This window comes from Bacillus sp. PS217 (assembly GCF_037963535.1).
Taxonomy (GTDB): Bacteria; Bacillota; Bacilli; order Bacillales; family Bacillaceae; genus Bacillus; species Bacillus subtilis.
The window spans coordinates 2228576-2243639 of the sequence record NZ_CP150157.1 but is presented as its reverse complement, the minus strand read 5'-3'; the positions used below and the strand labels follow the sequence as shown (position 1 = coordinate 2243639).

The following is a 15064-nucleotide window of genomic DNA, read 5'->3' as shown; positions in this document are numbered from 1 at the left end:
CTCTTGATCTGCGAATAAAAGGGAGGGGATGACATGCACCGGGGCAAAGGGATGAAATTTGTAGGCGACTCAAGGATACCGGCTGAAAAAAAGCCGAATATACCGAAGGATTATTCGGAGTATCCCGGTAAAACAGAGGCTTTCTGGCCAAATTTCTTGTTAAAGGAATGGATGGTTGGAGCTGTCTTTCTCATCGGTTTTCTCGTTTTGACGATTGTGCATCAGCCGCCTTTGGAGCGGATGGCGGACCCGACTGATACTGGTTATATTCCGCTGCCGGATTGGTATTTTCTTTTCTTATACCAGCTGTTGAAGTATGAATACGCCGCTGGAAGCTTTACAGTGGTCGGCGCCATGATTATGCCAGGTCTCGCTTTTGGGGCCCTGCTTTTGGCTCCATTCCTGGACAGAGGGACAGAAAGAAGGCCGTGGAAGCGTCCGGTCGCTGTCGGTATGATGCTTCTGGCCATTTCCGCTGCTGTATTTTTGACGTGGCAGTCAGTTGCTACTCATGATTGGGCCAAGGCAGAGGAACAGGGGAAAATTACAAAAGAAGCCGACATTGACACCAATGCAGAAGGATATAAGGTTTTTAAGGAACAGGGCTGTATTTCTTGCCATGGGGATAACCTTCAGGGAGGAGCGGCCGGACCTTCATTGGTTGACAGCGGGCTGAAACCGGATGAAATCAAAAAAATCGCTGTAGAAGGGAAAGGCAAAATGCCGGCGGGTGTGTTCAAAGGAAATGATAAGCAGCTCGAAGAACTTGCAAAATTTATTTCTGAAACAACCGCAAAATAACGTATTGTGAATTGTCAAATGGAAGGATATACTTTTAATATCAAAAGCTGACCCGGCGTCAGCTTTTTTATATGGACTTATTATTTTTACAGACTGAGAGTTGATTCGATGTGAAATGGTTTCAATATGTATTAGGGCAGCGGCCGATGCTTATTCTTGTCTTAGCCATTAATTTTCTGGGAACGGTTTACGGCTACTATTGGTACTTGCCGCAGCTTTTGGAGACACCGGCACGTTTCCTGATTTTTGTTCCGGACAGTCCGACAGCAACGTTTTTCTTTCTGTTTGTGCTGCTTGCTTTTCTCATGAAACGGAATGCTCCGTTCTTTGAGGCGCTTGCGCTAGTTACCCTCGTAAAGTATGGCCTATGGGCGGTGGCTATGAATTTTCTTGTGCTTGCAGTAACTGGTGACTTGCCGTGGGAGGGCTACATGCTAATTGCTTCGCATTTTGCAATGGCAGTTCAAGGCGTATTATACAGTCCGTATTTTCGTTTTTCATTTTGGCATCTTGCAATTGTTGCAGTCTGGACACTGCATAACGATGTCATTGACTACTTGTTTGATATGATGCCGCAATACTCTATGCTTTCTGATTATATGACTGAAATAGGATACGGAACATTTTGGCTAAGTATCTTTTCAATCGCGCTTGCTTACTTTCTTGTGGTCTCAAAAAAGCAAACGAAGCTTGAGCCGATGTAAAGACAATGTTGGTCTATCCTTGTCCCTTTCTTCATATTCTGTAAGGAGAGAGAGTGGGAGGGACCTGCATGAAACGAAAGCTGACGATCTGTTTGTTGATTGCACTTATTTTTTATAATGGAAATGCCAAGGCTGCAGAGCGGGGAAGCCTCGAGGAATTGAATGATTTATCCGATACAGTCTTTCAAATGACCCGACAGGCGAAATATGAAGAGGCGCTTCAAGTCTTGGAGTATTTTGAAAAAACATTAAAATCCGCTGAGAAAAAACAGCAAGACCCCATGCTAACGGGAGCCCAAATTCGTCAAATCACATTGGGCTATAATGATATGGTTCGGAGTTTAAAGCAAGCTGATACATCAGACACACAAAAACTCAGAGCAGCCGCGCAGTTCAGAATGCTGATGGATGCGGTTGACAATCAGTCTGACCCGCTTTGGGGCTCACTGGAAAAACCGATTATGGAAGCTTTTACTGAACTGAAGCGAGATGTCCAAAAGAATGGAAGCACAAGCTTTCATGAAAAATGGAATGAATTTATCAGTTTATATGACTTGATTTACCCCAGTCTTACAATCGATGTATCAGAGGATCAGCTTGAAACTGTCGGAAAACATATAGATGTTATTGAGCAAGAGGAATTTCAGCAAATGACAGAGAGCACGAAGCTTGAACGGCTTTCCCTTCTTCAGCATGACCTGAAAAATGTGTTTGACAGGGTGGAGGAGGATGATGCCGATCCGTCTTTACTCTGGGTGATCATTACAACCGGCAGTATCATCATTACTGCTCTTACCTATGTCGGTTACAGAAAGTACAAGGCGGAAAAAAACAAGCTGAAAAAAAGGGACTACCCTAAATAAGGATGAGGGGCGGCGGTCAGCCGCCTTTTTTCTATTACATGTCAGCGCGGAAGCGGATTTTTATTTTCATCAAGCGTAAATCCTTCTCCGAGCACATCGTGAACATCGCTTACCGCTACAAAGGCATGGGGATCAATGGAGTTAATCACGCTTTTCAGCATCACCAATTCGTTTTTCGGCACCACACAATAAAGTACATCTATATCCTCTTTTGTGTAGGAACCTTGTCCTTTCAAAATGGTGACGCCCCGTTCCATTTCTTCAAGAATCTTTTTCTGAATCAGGTCGTTTTTCGAAGAGATGATCGTAGCGCCTTTAGCAGCGTATCCGCCTTCCTGAATAAAATCGATTAATCTTGCCGCTACAAATACAGCTACCAGCGTATACATCGCTTCTTTATAGGAGAGATAAGTAAGCAAAGACAAAATGATGACGCAGGCATCGAAAGCAAACATCGTTCTGCCCATCGGGATCCCAAAATACTTATTCACTAAACGTGCGATGATATCAACACCGCCTGTCGTACCGCCGAACTTAAAAATAATACCCAGTCCGGCTCCGATGAATACGCCGGCAAATAAAGCGGCGAGCGCTAAGTCGTGCTGAAGAGGCATATGGATTTCATATCGCTGAAAGATGCTGAGGAACAAAGACAAGGCTACAGTGCCGACAAGGGTATAAACAAACATTGTCCTGCCGAGCAAACGCCAGCCAATAAAAAAAATCGGAATGTTCAACACCAGGTTCGAGATAGAGGGGCTGATGTGGAAAAGGGCATAAAGCAAAAGTGTAATACCTGTAAAACCGCCCTCAGCCAGATTGTTCTGCATATTGAAATGAACCAAGCCAAATGAAAAAATTGCCGCTCCGATTAAAATAAAAAATATGTTTTTTAATCTAATTTCTCCAAGCATCACACAAAACCCCTTTTCCTTCCATTAGATAGCGTTTATATTATAGTGGATGAAAAAGAAAACAGCAAACGTGCTTAAACATTTGTCAAACGTATCTGAATTAGCTAACATGTAAGAGGATGATAGGAGGTTTCGTTCAGTGAGTGATAAAACAATGAAAGACATACAGGCTGAAGTAGACCGTTACATCGGCCAATTTAAAGAAGGATATTTTAGCCCGCTGGCCATGATGGCGAGGCTGACTGAAGAACTGGGCGAGCTTGCCAGAGAAGTGAATCACCGTTATGGAGAAAAACCAAAAAAAGCGACTGAAGATGATAAAAGCATGGAAGAGGAAATGGGCGATGTGCTATTTGTATTGGTTTGTTTAGCCAACTCTCTTGATATCTCTTTAGAGGAAGCTCACGACCGAGTCATGCATAAATTTAATACAAGAGATAAAGATCGCTGGACCAGAAAAGAAGAAGGAAAGTAGAGGAGATCAAGATGTCAAACGAAACAATTAAAGTAGTCATTGCGGGACCGCGTGGAAGAATGGGGCAGGAAGCTGTTAAATTGGCAGAACGAACACCTCATTTTGACCTTGTCGGGGCCATAGACCATACATACGATCAGCAAAAATTATCTGATGTGATGCCTGTTGAGTCAGATGCTTACATTTACACAGATATCCATGCCTGTTTTACAGAAACACAACCGGATGTCTTGATTGACTTAACAACGCCCGAAATCGGAAAAGTACATACAAAAATTGCATTAGAGCACGGAGTCCGTCCAGTTGTCGGAACAACCGGTTTCTCAGAAGCTGATTTAAAAGAGCTCACATCTTTAACAGAAGAAAAAGGGATCGGAGCCATCATCGCGCCAAATTTTGCGCTCGGTGCGATACTGATGATGAAATTTTCAAAAATGGCTGCCAACTATTTTGAGGATGTTGAGATTATTGAGCTTCATCATGACCAGAAGCTTGACGCACCAAGCGGGACTGCGCTTAAAACAGCGGAAATGATTTCAGAAGTCCGTAAAGAAAAGCAGCAAGGACATCCGGATGAAAAAGAAATTCTCCCAGGAGCAAGAGGAGCGGAGCAAAACGGCATTCGCTTGCACAGCGTCCGTCTTCCGGGACTGATCGCGCATCAGGAGGTCATGTTCGGCATGGATGGCCAAACGCTTCAGATACGCCATGATTCTTATAACCGTGCTTCTTTCATGTCAGGCGTTAAACTGTCAGTCGAACAAGTCATGAAGATTGATCAGCTTGTGTATGGTTTAGAAAATATCATTGATTAGACGGGGGGATAAACAATGAAAATTGCTTTGATCGCGCATGACAAGAAAAAACAGGATATGGTTCAATTTACGACTGCCTATCGGGATATTTTAAAGAATCATGATCTATATGCAACCGGAACCACAGGGTTGAAAATTCATGAGGCGACAGGTCTTCAAATTGAACGTTTTCAATCCGGCCCTTTAGGGGGAGACCAGCAAATCGGTGCACTGATCGCTGCCAATGCACTCGATCTTGTCATTTTTTTGCGCGACCCGCTGACCGCGCAGCCGCATGAACCGGATGTCTCGGCATTAATCCGGTTATGTGATGTGTATTCCATTCCGCTCGCCACAAATATGGGTACTGCGGAAATTCTCGTCCGCACACTTGATGAAGGTGTTTTCGAATTCCGTGACCTTCTTCGGGGAGAAGAGCCGAATGTATAATGCTGACGTTCTTGCTTTTGGCGCCCACAGTGATGATGTCGAGATCGGAATGGGCGGCACAATAGCGAAGTTTGTCAAACAGGAAAAAAAAGTAATGATATGCGATTTGACAGAAGCGGAACTCTCTTCTAACGGTACGGTCAGTTTGCGTAAAGAAGAAGCAGCTGAAGCAGCCCGCATATTAGGCGCAGATAAAAGAATTCAGCTAACGCTTCCAGACCGCGGCCTAATAATGAGTGATCAGGCAATTCGGTCAATTGTCACTGTCATCAGAACCTGTCGGCCAAAAGCGGTTTTTATGCCGTATAAAAAGGATCGCCATCCGGATCACGGCAATGCGGCTGCACTGGTGGAAGAAGCGATCTTTTCCGCCGGAATCCATAAATATAAAGACGAAAAAAGCCTTCCGGCGCATAAAGTCAGCAAGGTTTACTATTATATGATAAATGGTTTTCATCAGCCGGATTTTGTTATTGATATCTCGGATACAATAGAGGCAAAGAAACAAAGCCTCAACGCCTACAAAAGCCAGTTTATCCCGTCAAAGGATTCCGTTTCTACTCCTCTGACGAATGGGTATATTGAAATCGTTGAAGCGAGAGAAAAGCTTTACGGTAAAGAAGCGGGCGTGGAGTATGCCGAAGGTTTCTTTTCCAAACGGATGCTGATGCTTGATCATGATGTGCTTGGGGGCGAACAATGAGAAAACTAAAAATAGGAATCACATGCTATCCGAGCGTTGGAGGCTCAGGTATCATTGCGACAGAACTGGGGAAGCAGCTTGCTGAAAAGGGACATGAAATCCATTTCATCACATCAAGCATTCCGTTTAGACTGAATACATATCATTCCAATATTCATTTTCATGAAGTTGAGGTTAATCAATATGCTGTTTTTAAGTATCCTCCGTATGATTTGACATTGGCAAGCAAAATCGCAGAGGTGGCGGAACGGGAGAATTTAGACATTATCCATGCTCACTATGCTCTCCCGCATGCCGTTTGCGCCTATCTTGCAAAACAAATGCTGAAACGCAATATCGGCATTGTTACAACTTTGCATGGCACGGATATCACGGTGTTAGGTTACGATCCGTCTCTAAAAGATCTAATCCGTTTTGCCATTGAGTCATCAGACAGGGTGACGGCCGTCTCCTCAGCGCTTGCGGCTGAAACATACGATTTAATTAAACCGGAGAAAAAAATTGAAACGATTTATAACTTTATAGACGAGCGCGTGTATCTGAAGAAAAACACAGCGGTAATTAAAGAGAAACATGGAATTTTACCAGATGAAAAAGTCGTCATCCATGTGTCCAACTTCAGAAAAGTTAAACGCGTGCAGGATGTCATCCGTGTGTTCCGCAATATCGCTGGCAAAACGAAAGCGAAGCTGCTTTTAGTCGGAGACGGTCCGGAGAAATCGACAGCCTGCGAGCTTATCAGAAAATATGGCTTGGAAGACCAAGTCTTAATGCTTGGAAATCAAGACCGTGTTGAAGAGCTTTATTCTATTAGCGATTTGAAGCTGCTGCTATCTGAAAAAGAAAGCTTTGGACTTGTCCTGCTTGAAGCGATGGCTTGCGGAGTGCCTTGTATCGGAACAAATATTGGCGGTATCCCTGAGGTTATTAAAAACAATGTGAGCGGATTTTTGGTGGACGTCGGTGATGTTGGGGCCGCAACAGCCCGCGCGATGAGCATTTTAGAAGATGAACAGCTAAGCAATCGTTTTACAAAGGCGGCAATAGAGATGCTTGAAAATGAATTTTCTTCCAAAAAAATTGTCAGCCAGTATGAACAGATTTATGCCGATTTAGCAGAACCGGAGTGATCACATGGAAAAAGTTTTTATCAAAGCACTTCCCGTGCTCCGCATCTTAATCGAAGCAGGCCATCAGGCTTATTTTGTCGGGGGCGCAGTTCGTGACAGCTATATGAAACGAACGATCGGAGATGTCGATATCGCGACAGATGCGGCACCTGATCAAGTAGAACGGCTGTTTCAGCGGACTGTTGATGTAGGCAAAGAGCACGGGACCATTATTGTGCTCTGGGAGGATGAAACCTATGAAGTCACGACATTCCGGACTGAATCTGATTATGTTGATTTCAGAAGACCGTCAGAAGTACAATTTATCTCATCATTAGAAGAGGATCTAAAACGCAGAGATTTAACGATCAATGCGATGGCCATGACAGCGGATGGGAAGGTGCTTGATTATTTTGGCGGCAAGAAAGATATTGATCAGAAAGTGATTCGAACCGTTGGAAAGCCTGAGGATAGATTTCAAGAGGATGCGCTTCGTATGCTGAGAGCCGTACGCTTTATGAGCCAGCTTGGCTTTACGCTTTCACCGGAAACAGAAGAAGCCATTGCGAAAGAAAAATCACTCCTCTCCCATGTTTCGGTCGAACGAAAAACTATAGAGTTCGAGAAATTGCTGCAGGGAAGAGCTTCTCGCCAGGCGCTTCAAACACTCATTCAAACGAGATTGTATGAAGAGCTTCCTGGTTTTTATCATAAACGAGAAAACCTGATTTCAACGAGTGAGTTTCCATTCTTCTCTTTAACATCCCGTGAGGAACTTTGGGCTGCTCTTTTAATTAACCTTGACATAGTCTTGAAAGATGCGCCCCTTTTCCTGAAAGCCTGGAAGCTCCCGGGAAAAGTGATCAAGGAAGCCATTCACATTGCCGATACGTTTGGCCAGAGCCTTGACGTAATGACAATGTACAGAGCTGGGGAAAAAGCACTGCTCTCAGCGGCCAAAATATCGCAGCTTCGGCAAAACGAAAAACTGGATGAAAAGAAACTGAAGGACATTCAGTACGCTTATCAAAACCTGCCGATCAAAAGCCTTAAGGATCTTGATATCACGGGTAAGGACTTGCTTGCGCTTCGAAACCGGCCGGCCGGAAAATGGGTGTCAGAAGAATTACAGCGGATCGAGCAGGCTGTTGTGACAGGGAAGCTCTCCAATCAAAAGAAACACATAGAGGAGTGGCTGAAGACATGCGGTCAACATTAAGAAAAGACCTTATTGAATTATTTTCTCAGGCCGGCAATGAATTTATTTCCGGCCAAAAAATCAGTGATGCTCTCGGCTGTTCAAGAACTGCTGTGTGGAAGCATATTGAAGAGCTTCGGAAAGAGGGTTATGAAGTAGAAGCCGTTAGAAGAAAAGGATATCGGCTCATCAAAAAGCCCGGAAAACTCAGTGAAAGCGAAATTCGTTTTGGATTAAAAACGGAAGTGATGGGCCAGCATCTTATTTACCATGACGTTCTTTCAAGCACGCAAAAAACGGCTCATGAGCTCGCGAATAATAACGCACCGGAAGGCACCCTCGTGGTGGCTGACAAACAAACTGCCGGAAGGGGCCGAATGTCTAGGGTATGGCATTCTCAAGAAGGAAACGGCGTTTGGATGAGCCTGATTTTGCGGCCTGACATTCCGCTCCAAAAAACACCGCAGCTGACTCTGCTTGCTGCAGTAGCTGTTGTGCAGGGAATAGAAGAGGCAGCAGGCATCCAAACGGATATTAAATGGCCAAATGATATTTTGATTAACGGAAAAAAAACAGTCGGCATCCTAACGGAAATGCAGGCTGAAGAAGACCGCGTACGTTCAGTGATCATTGGGATCGGCATTAACGTTAACCAGCAGCCTAATGATTTTCCAGATGAATTGAAGGACATCGCGACAAGCCTCAGCCAAGCTGCTGGGGAAAAAATTGATCGGGCCGGCGTCATCCAGCATATTTTACTATGCTTTGAGAAACGGTACCGGGATTATATGACGCACGGATTTACGCCGATTAAGCTTTTATGGGAAAGCTATGCGCTCGGTATTGGCACTAATATGAGAGCCAGAACGTTAAACGGAACCTTTTACGGTAAGGCGTTAGGTATAGATGATGAAGGCGTTCTGCTTTTAGAAACGAACGAAGGCATTAAAAAAATCTATTCTGCCGATATCGAATTGGGCTAATGTGTTGGTACAAGCCCGTTGATTTTGGTATACTTCCATTGGGCAGTATCGCCTGCGAACTGCACCTATTATTAAAATAGATAGACATTGCAGCAGTCTGCCTTGATCCAAAAAAGGACTGGGACAGAGGGATGAAACTCGCCGAACTTTAGAAAGTGAAGAATCCTTCTCGTTGTAACGGAAGGTTTTTTGGCTTGCAGAAGAAAACGGCAGATCATCTCCTCTAAACATAAGGAGGAGAAAACATGAAAACAAAACTGGATTTTCTAAAAATGAAGGAGTCTGAAGAACCGATTGTCATGCTGACCGCTTATGATTATCCGGCAGCTAAACTTGCTGAACAAGCGGGAGTTGACATGATTTTAGTCGGTGATTCACTCGGGATGGTCGTCCTCGGCCTTGATTCAACTGTCGGTGTGACAGTTGCGGACATGATCCATCATACAAAAGCCGTTAAAAGGGGGGCGCCGAATACCTTTATTGTGACAGATATGCCGTTTATGTCTTATCACCTGTCTAAGGAAGATACGCTGAAAAATGCAGCGGCTATCGTTCAGGAAAGCGGAGCTGACGCACTGAAGCTTGAGGGTGGAGAAGGCGTGTTTGAATCCATTCGCGCATTAACGCTTGGAGGCATTCCAGTAGTCAGTCACTTAGGTTTGACACCGCAGTCAGTCGGCGTACTGGGCGGCTATAAAGTACAGGGCAAAGACGAACAAAGCGCCAAAAAATTAATAGAAGACAGTATAAAATGCGAAGAAGCAGGAGCTATGATGCTTGTGCTGGAATGTGTGCCGGCAGAACTCACAGCCAAAATTGCCGAGACGCTAAGCATACCGGTCATTGGAATCGGGGCTGGTGTGAAAGCAGACGGACAAGTTCTCGTTTATCATGATATTATCGGCCACGGTGTTGAGAGAACACCTAAATTTGTAAAGCAATATACGCGCATTGATGAAACCATCGAAACAGCAATCAGCGGATATGTTCAGGATGTAAGACATCGTGCTTTCCCTGAACAAAAGCATTCCTTTCAAATGAACCAGACAGTGCTTGACGGCTTGTACGGGGGAAAATAAGATGAGACAGATTACTGATATTTCACAGCTGAAAGAAGCCATAAAACAATACCATTCAGAGGGCAAGTCAATCGGGTTTGTTCCGACGATGGGGTTTCTGCATGAGGGGCATTTAACCTTAGCAGACAAAGCAAGACAAGAAAACGACGCCGTTATTATGAGTATTTTTGTGAATCCTGCACAATTCGGCCCTAATGAAGATTTTGAAGCATATCCGCGCGATATTGAGCGGGATGCAGCTCTTGCAGAAAAAGCTGGAGTCGATATTCTTTTTACGCCAGATGCTAAGGATATGTATCCCGGTGAAAAGAATGTCACGATCCATGTAGAAAGACGCACAGACGTGTTATGCGGACGCTCAAGAGAAGGACATTTTGACGGGGTCGCGATCGTACTGACGAAGCTTTTCAACCTAGTCAAGCCGACTCGTGCCTATTTCGGTTTAAAGGATGCGCAGCAGGTAGCTGTTGTTGATGGGTTAATCAGTGACTTCTTCATGGATATTGAATTGGTTCCTGTCGATACGGTCAGAGAGGAAGACGGCTTAGCCAAAAGCTCTCGCAATGTATACTTAACAGCTGAGGAAAGAAAAGAAGCGCCTAAGCTGTATCGGGCCCTTCAAACAAGTGCGGAGCTGATCCAAGCCGGTGAAAGAGATCCTGAAGCGGTGATAAAAGCTGCAAAAGAAATCATTGAAACGACTAGCGGAACCATAGACTATGTGGAGCTTTATTCCTATCCGGAACTCGAGCCTGTGAATGAAATTGCTGGAAAGATGATTCTCGCTGTTGCAGTTGCTTTTTCAAAAGCGCGTTTAATAGATAATATCATTATTGATATTCGAGAAATGGAGAGAATATAATATGTATCGAACAATGATGAGCGGCAAGCTTCACAGGGCAACTGTTACGGAAGCAAACCTGAACTATGTGGGAAGCATTACAATTGATGAAGATCTCATTGATGCTGTGGGAATGCTTCCTAATGAAAAAGTACAAATTGTGAATAATAATAATGGAGCACGTCTTGAAACGTATATTATTCCTGGTAAACGGGGAAGCGGCGTCATATGCTTAAACGGTGCAGCCGCACGCCTTGTGCAGGAAGGAGATAAGGTCATTATTATTTCCTACAAAATGATGTCTGATCAAGAAGCGGCAAGCCACGAGCCGAAAGTGGCTGTTCTGAATGATCAAAACAAAATTGAACAAATGCTGGGAAACGAACCAGCCCGTACAATTTTGTAGAAGAAAAGCCCCCTTTATCGGGGGTTTTCTTTTAAGATTTTGAGAGTAAAACGGTTTTGCCGCTCCATTTCCGTACAAAACGTGTTACACTTTTGTCGTATGCAAGAATTGAGGTGTCCATTTTAATGAATAAGCAACGGTTCGTTGTTATAGATGTAGAGACAACAGGGAATTCGCCGAAGAAAGGCGATAAAATCATACAAATCGCAGCGGTTGTAATCGAAAATGGACAAATTACTGAGCGGTTTTCAAAATACATTAATCCAAATAAATCAATCCCTGCTTTTATTGAGCAGCTTACTGGAATCTCTAATCAAATGGTAGAAAATGAACAGCCATTTGAAGCAGTTGCTGAAGAAGTATTCCAATTGCTTGACGGTGCTTATTTTGTCGCCCACAATATCCATTTTGACCTTGGATTTGTCAAGTATGAGCTGCATAAGGCGGGCTTTCAGCTCCCAGATTGTGAAGTGCTTGATACTGTCGAGCTCTCACGCATTGTTTTTCCGGGATTTGAAGGGTATAAGCTGACGGAATTAAGCGAGGAGCTTCAGCTACGGCATGATCAGCCGCACCGGGCTGACAGCGATGCTGAAGTGACAGGGCTTATTTTTTTGGAAATCCTTGAAAAGCTGCGGCAGCTTCCTTATCCGACTTTAAAGCAGTTAAGAAGGCTTTCGCAGCATTTCATCAGTGATCTGACGCATTTGTTGGATATGTTCATTAATGAAAACAGACATACCGAGATACCGGGCTATACGCGCTTTTCTTCGTTTTCTGTCAGAGAACCTGAAGCTATCGATGTTCGTATAAATGAGGACGAGAACTTCTCATTTGAGATCGAAAGCTGGGAAGCGGGAAATGAAAAAGCGCTGTCAGAGTTAATGCCTGGGTATGAAAAAAGAGACGGCCAAATGATGATGATGAGAGAGGTGGCTGATGCGTTTGCCAATCGTGAGCATGCGCTGATTGAAGCTCCTCCAGGCATCGGAAAAACGATTGGCTATCTGATTCCGGCTGCGCTTTTTGCCAAGAAATCAAAAAAGCCGGTCATAATCAGCACGTATTCGACGCTTTTACAGCAGCAGATTCTCACAAAGGATTTGCCGATTGTCCAAGATCTGTTTCCATTTCCGGTAACAGCGGCGATTTTAAAAGGGCAATCGCATTATTTATGCCTGTATAAATTTGAGCAGGTGCTTCATGAAGAAGATGATAATTATGATGCCGTACTGACAAAGGCACAGCTTCTCGTTTGGCTGACAGAGACAAATACAGGAGATGTAGCGGAACTGAATTTGCCTTCAGGCGGAAAATTGCTGTGGGACAGATTGGCTTATGACGATGACTCCTATAAAAGAAGTCGCAGTGAGCATGTGATCGGTTTTTACGAGCGGGCCAAACAGATTGCTATGCGCTCCGATTTGGTGATCACCAATCATTCCCTTTTGCTGACCGATGAAGGCAGCCAGAAAAAAAGGCTTCCCGAAAGCGGCACATTTATTATTGATGAAGCACACCATTTTGAACGTGCGGCAAGCGAACATTTAGGGAAAAGAGCCACGTACATAGAATTGCATACGAAATTGAGCAGAATCGGCACTCTGAAGGAGCAGGGACTTCTAAAAAAGATGAGACAGCTATTCCAGCGAAACAGCCTGCCGGTTGATTCATTTTTCGAATTGGAAGAGTGGCTTCAGCACGTTCAAGCAGAAAGTGATGCTTTCTTCAGCTCTGTACATTCTTTTGTCAAACGAAGAAAACCTAAAGAAGACTTAAACCGTCTAGTGTTTAAGGTGAACAAAGAAAGCCAGGATAAAAGCTGGTCGATCTTAACGGATGGTGCGGAGAGGCTTTGTTCCATGCTGACACATTTGCAGCAGCTTTTTGAGGCACAGTCATCCCTGATGGAAAAACATTTGAAGGGTATGAAGAGCAAAACCGTCTTTTTAGCCGATGAATACCAAAGAAGCATGAAAGGCTTGCAGCATTACTGTCAGACGTTGCAGAAGCTCTTCTTTGGGTCTGATGACGATGAAGCGGTTTGGATTGAAATAGATGCAAAGGGTGCGAAAAATGCAGTGGCCATTTACGCACAGCCTCTTGAACCTGGTGAACTTCTGGCTGATCAGTTTTTCGCGCGCAAAAATAGTGTGGTGCTGACATCTGCAACCCTTACAGTCGAAGGTTCTTTTCAATTTATGATTGAACGACTGGGACTGAGTGACTTTTTCCCGCGGACAATGAGAATTGAGTCACCCTTTTCTTACGATGAGCGTATGCAGGTGATGATTCCAAAGGAAATGAAATCAATTCAGGATACAGGGCAACCTGAATTTATACAGGATACAGCCCGTTATATCGAACTGATGGCAAAGGAAAAACAGCCAAAAATTCTTGTGCTGTTTACATCCCATGATATGCTGAAAAAGGTTCACCAGGAGCTTAAGCATAACATGAGTGCTTCCGGCATTCAGCTCTTGGCACAAGGGATTACAGGCGGAAGTCCCGGCAAGCTGATGAAGACTTTTAAAACATCCAATCAGGCGATCCTGCTCGGAACAAATCATTTTTGGGAAGGCGTTGATTTCCCTGGTGATGAGCTGACGACAGTAATGATCGTGAGGCTCCCATTTCGGTCCCCTGATCACCCGCTTCATGCTGCAAAATGTGAGCTTGCCCGTAAAAAAGGAAAGAATCCGTTTCAAACAGTGTCATTACCGGAAGCTGTGCTGACCTTCAGGCAAGGAATCGGGCGCTTGCTGCGTTCTGCGGGAGACAAGGGAACGATCATTATATTGGACAGACGGATTAAAACCGCTGGTTACGGCCGGCTGTTTCTTGATGCCTTGCCGACAACCTCAGTATCCGAAATGACTGACAGCGAGCTTGAAGCTTATGTTGCAGGGGAAAAAGAATAAAAGCCGCATAAAGCGGCTTTTGCGGTGTGGGAGTAGGATGGTGTTTTATTTAAAAGCGGATTTCCCGCTCTGTGATACTAGTATGGCGTGTCCTGAAATGGAGTATGACTAACAATATTTGTTCAAACTGGAGGATGAAAAAATGGAAAGTAAAATCGAAATTCTTTCAACAATTAATGTAGAGCATTCTGATGATCTGTATAAAATTGTGGACACATTGAATCGTACACTGAAAAGAGAAAATCTGATGTTCGGCCTTGCACTGGATGAAGAAAACAAAAACCAAGCCGTTTTTACCATTTATCGTACGTAGGTGAGAAGATGAGAAAAAAAGCATTAATATTTACCGTCATTTTTGGTATTATTTTTTTAGCAGTACTTCTTGTCTCGGCAAGCATTTATAAATCAGCCATGGCACAAAAGGAAGAGGGGCACGAAGCAGCAGCTGCTGAAGCTAAAAAAGAAACCGATCTCGCCAATGTTGATCAAGTCGAAACATTTGTCGGAAAAGAAAAATATTATGTTGTAAAGGGAACGGATAAAAAAGGCACTGCATTATATGTCTGGGTTCCTGCTGATAAAAAAGCAAAAATTCTCTCAAAAGAAGCGAAAGAGGGAATCTCTGAAGACAAAGCGGCGAAAATCATAAAGGATGAAGGGCTGGTTTCAAAGCAAAAAGAGGTTCATCTGGCAAGAGAAGGAAACGTCCTGCTTTGGGAAGTGACGTACTTAGACAAAGAAGGGCAATACAGTTTAAGTTATGTGGACTTTACAACTGGAAAGATTCTCAAAAATATCACGCCTTAAGACGAATTAGGGGGAG

At 44.0% G+C, this 15064-nt stretch carries 17 protein-coding genes; 16 read left to right on the top strand and 1 reads right to left on the bottom strand.

Annotated elements, in window-relative coordinates; translation table 11 throughout:
- Positions 1 to 33 precede the first annotated feature (33 nt).
- The 3 genes from NSQ83_RS11390 to ypjB all read left to right on the top strand — a co-directional run bounded on the left by NSQ83_RS11390 (position 34) and on the right by ypjB (position 2368).
- Entirely contained in the window at positions 34 to 801 is a 768-nt protein-coding gene (locus tag NSQ83_RS11390; RefSeq protein ID WP_003225562.1) for a menaquinol-cytochrome c reductase cytochrome b/c subunit, read from the top strand.
- Positions 802 to 911: 110 nt separating this feature from the next.
- Complete coding sequence (locus NSQ83_RS11385; RefSeq protein ID WP_053581891.1) at positions 912 to 1505, top strand: DUF1405 domain-containing protein; 594 nt, start codon at positions 912 to 914, stop codon at positions 1503 to 1505.
- A gap of 68 nt (positions 1506 to 1573) precedes the next feature.
- Positions 1574 to 2368 carry a sporulation protein YpjB gene (gene ypjB, locus NSQ83_RS11380; RefSeq protein WP_046663456.1) on the top strand — a complete coding sequence of 265 codons (795 nt, stop codon included), beginning with the start codon at positions 1574 to 1576 and terminating at the stop codon, positions 2366 to 2368.
- Positions 2369 to 2409: 41 nt separating this feature from the next.
- Here ypjB and NSQ83_RS11375 read toward each other — a convergent pair whose 3' ends face one another.
- Entirely contained in the window at positions 2410 to 3282 is an 873-nt protein-coding gene (locus NSQ83_RS11375) for a YitT family protein (RefSeq protein ID WP_003230635.1), read from the bottom strand.
- A 139-nt stretch (positions 3283 to 3421) separates the two neighbouring features.
- Here NSQ83_RS11375 and NSQ83_RS11370 point away from each other — a divergent pair, with 139 nt between their 5' ends.
- From NSQ83_RS11370 to tseB, 13 genes are all read left to right on the top strand, one after another.
- Positions 3422 to 3757, top strand: a complete 336-nt coding sequence (locus NSQ83_RS11370) for a nucleotide pyrophosphohydrolase (RefSeq protein ID WP_004398044.1) — start codon at positions 3422 to 3424, stop codon at positions 3755 to 3757.
- Positions 3758 to 3768: 11 nt separating this feature from the next.
- Entirely contained in the window at positions 3769 to 4572 is an 804-nt protein-coding gene (gene dapB / locus NSQ83_RS11365) for a 4-hydroxy-tetrahydrodipicolinate reductase (protein WP_038429205.1), read from the top strand.
- 15 nt (positions 4573 to 4587) lie between these two features.
- Positions 4588 to 5001 (top strand): methylglyoxal synthase, encoded by a 414-nt coding sequence (gene mgsA / locus NSQ83_RS11360; protein WP_003230640.1) that lies wholly within the window; start codon positions 4588 to 4590, stop codon positions 4999 to 5001.
- Positions 4994 to 5704, top strand: a complete 711-nt coding sequence (bshB1, locus tag NSQ83_RS11355) for a bacillithiol biosynthesis deacetylase BshB1 (protein WP_015383958.1) — start codon at positions 4994 to 4996, stop codon at positions 5702 to 5704. The genes mgsA and bshB1 overlap by 8 nt, the downstream gene beginning before the upstream one ends.
- A complete protein-coding gene (bshA, locus tag NSQ83_RS11350; protein WP_046663450.1) occupies positions 5701 to 6834 on the top strand; it encodes an N-acetyl-alpha-D-glucosaminyl L-malate synthase BshA in 1134 nt (377 codons plus the stop codon). The genes bshB1 and bshA overlap by 4 nt, the downstream gene beginning before the upstream one ends.
- Before the next feature lie 4 nt (positions 6835 to 6838).
- Positions 6839 to 8032 carry a CCA tRNA nucleotidyltransferase gene (locus NSQ83_RS11345; protein ID WP_046663449.1) on the top strand — a complete coding sequence of 398 codons (1194 nt, stop codon included), beginning with the start codon at positions 6839 to 6841 and terminating at the stop codon, positions 8030 to 8032.
- The gene (locus tag NSQ83_RS11340) at positions 8017 to 8994 is read left to right on the top strand and encodes a bifunctional biotin--[acetyl-CoA-carboxylase] synthetase/biotin operon repressor (protein WP_003230650.1); all 978 of its coding nucleotides are present in this window, start codon (positions 8017 to 8019) and stop codon (positions 8992 to 8994) included. Before NSQ83_RS11345 ends, NSQ83_RS11340 begins: the two co-directional genes overlap by 16 nt.
- Positions 8995 to 9239: 245 nt before the next feature.
- Entirely contained in the window at positions 9240 to 10073 is an 834-nt protein-coding gene (panB, locus tag NSQ83_RS11335; protein ID WP_003230652.1) for a 3-methyl-2-oxobutanoate hydroxymethyltransferase, read from the top strand.
- Between the two features lies 1 nt (position 10074).
- Positions 10075 to 10935, top strand: coding sequence for a pantoate--beta-alanine ligase (gene panC, locus NSQ83_RS11330; protein ID WP_174222975.1), 861 nt, complete (start codon positions 10075 to 10077; stop codon positions 10933 to 10935).
- A 1-nt stretch (position 10936) separates the two neighbouring features.
- On the top strand, positions 10937 to 11320 hold the full coding sequence (gene panD, locus NSQ83_RS11325) for an aspartate 1-decarboxylase (RefSeq protein WP_003225586.1): 384 nt from the start codon (positions 10937 to 10939) through the stop codon (positions 11318 to 11320).
- Between the two features lie 125 nt (positions 11321 to 11445).
- Complete coding sequence (dinG, locus tag NSQ83_RS11320; RefSeq protein WP_015251827.1) at positions 11446 to 14241, top strand: ATP-dependent DNA helicase DinG; 2796 nt, start codon at positions 11446 to 11448, stop codon at positions 14239 to 14241.
- A 142-nt stretch (positions 14242 to 14383) separates the two neighbouring features.
- A complete protein-coding gene (locus NSQ83_RS11315) occupies positions 14384 to 14554 on the top strand; it encodes a YpmA family protein (RefSeq protein ID WP_015251828.1) in 171 nt (56 codons plus the stop codon).
- 8 nt (positions 14555 to 14562) lie between these two features.
- The gene (gene tseB / locus NSQ83_RS11310; protein ID WP_014477164.1) at positions 14563 to 15048 is read left to right on the top strand and encodes a cell wall elongation/penicillin-binding protein regulator TseB; all 486 of its coding nucleotides are present in this window, start codon (positions 14563 to 14565) and stop codon (positions 15046 to 15048) included.
- The last annotated feature ends 16 nt before the right edge of the window (positions 15049 to 15064 follow it).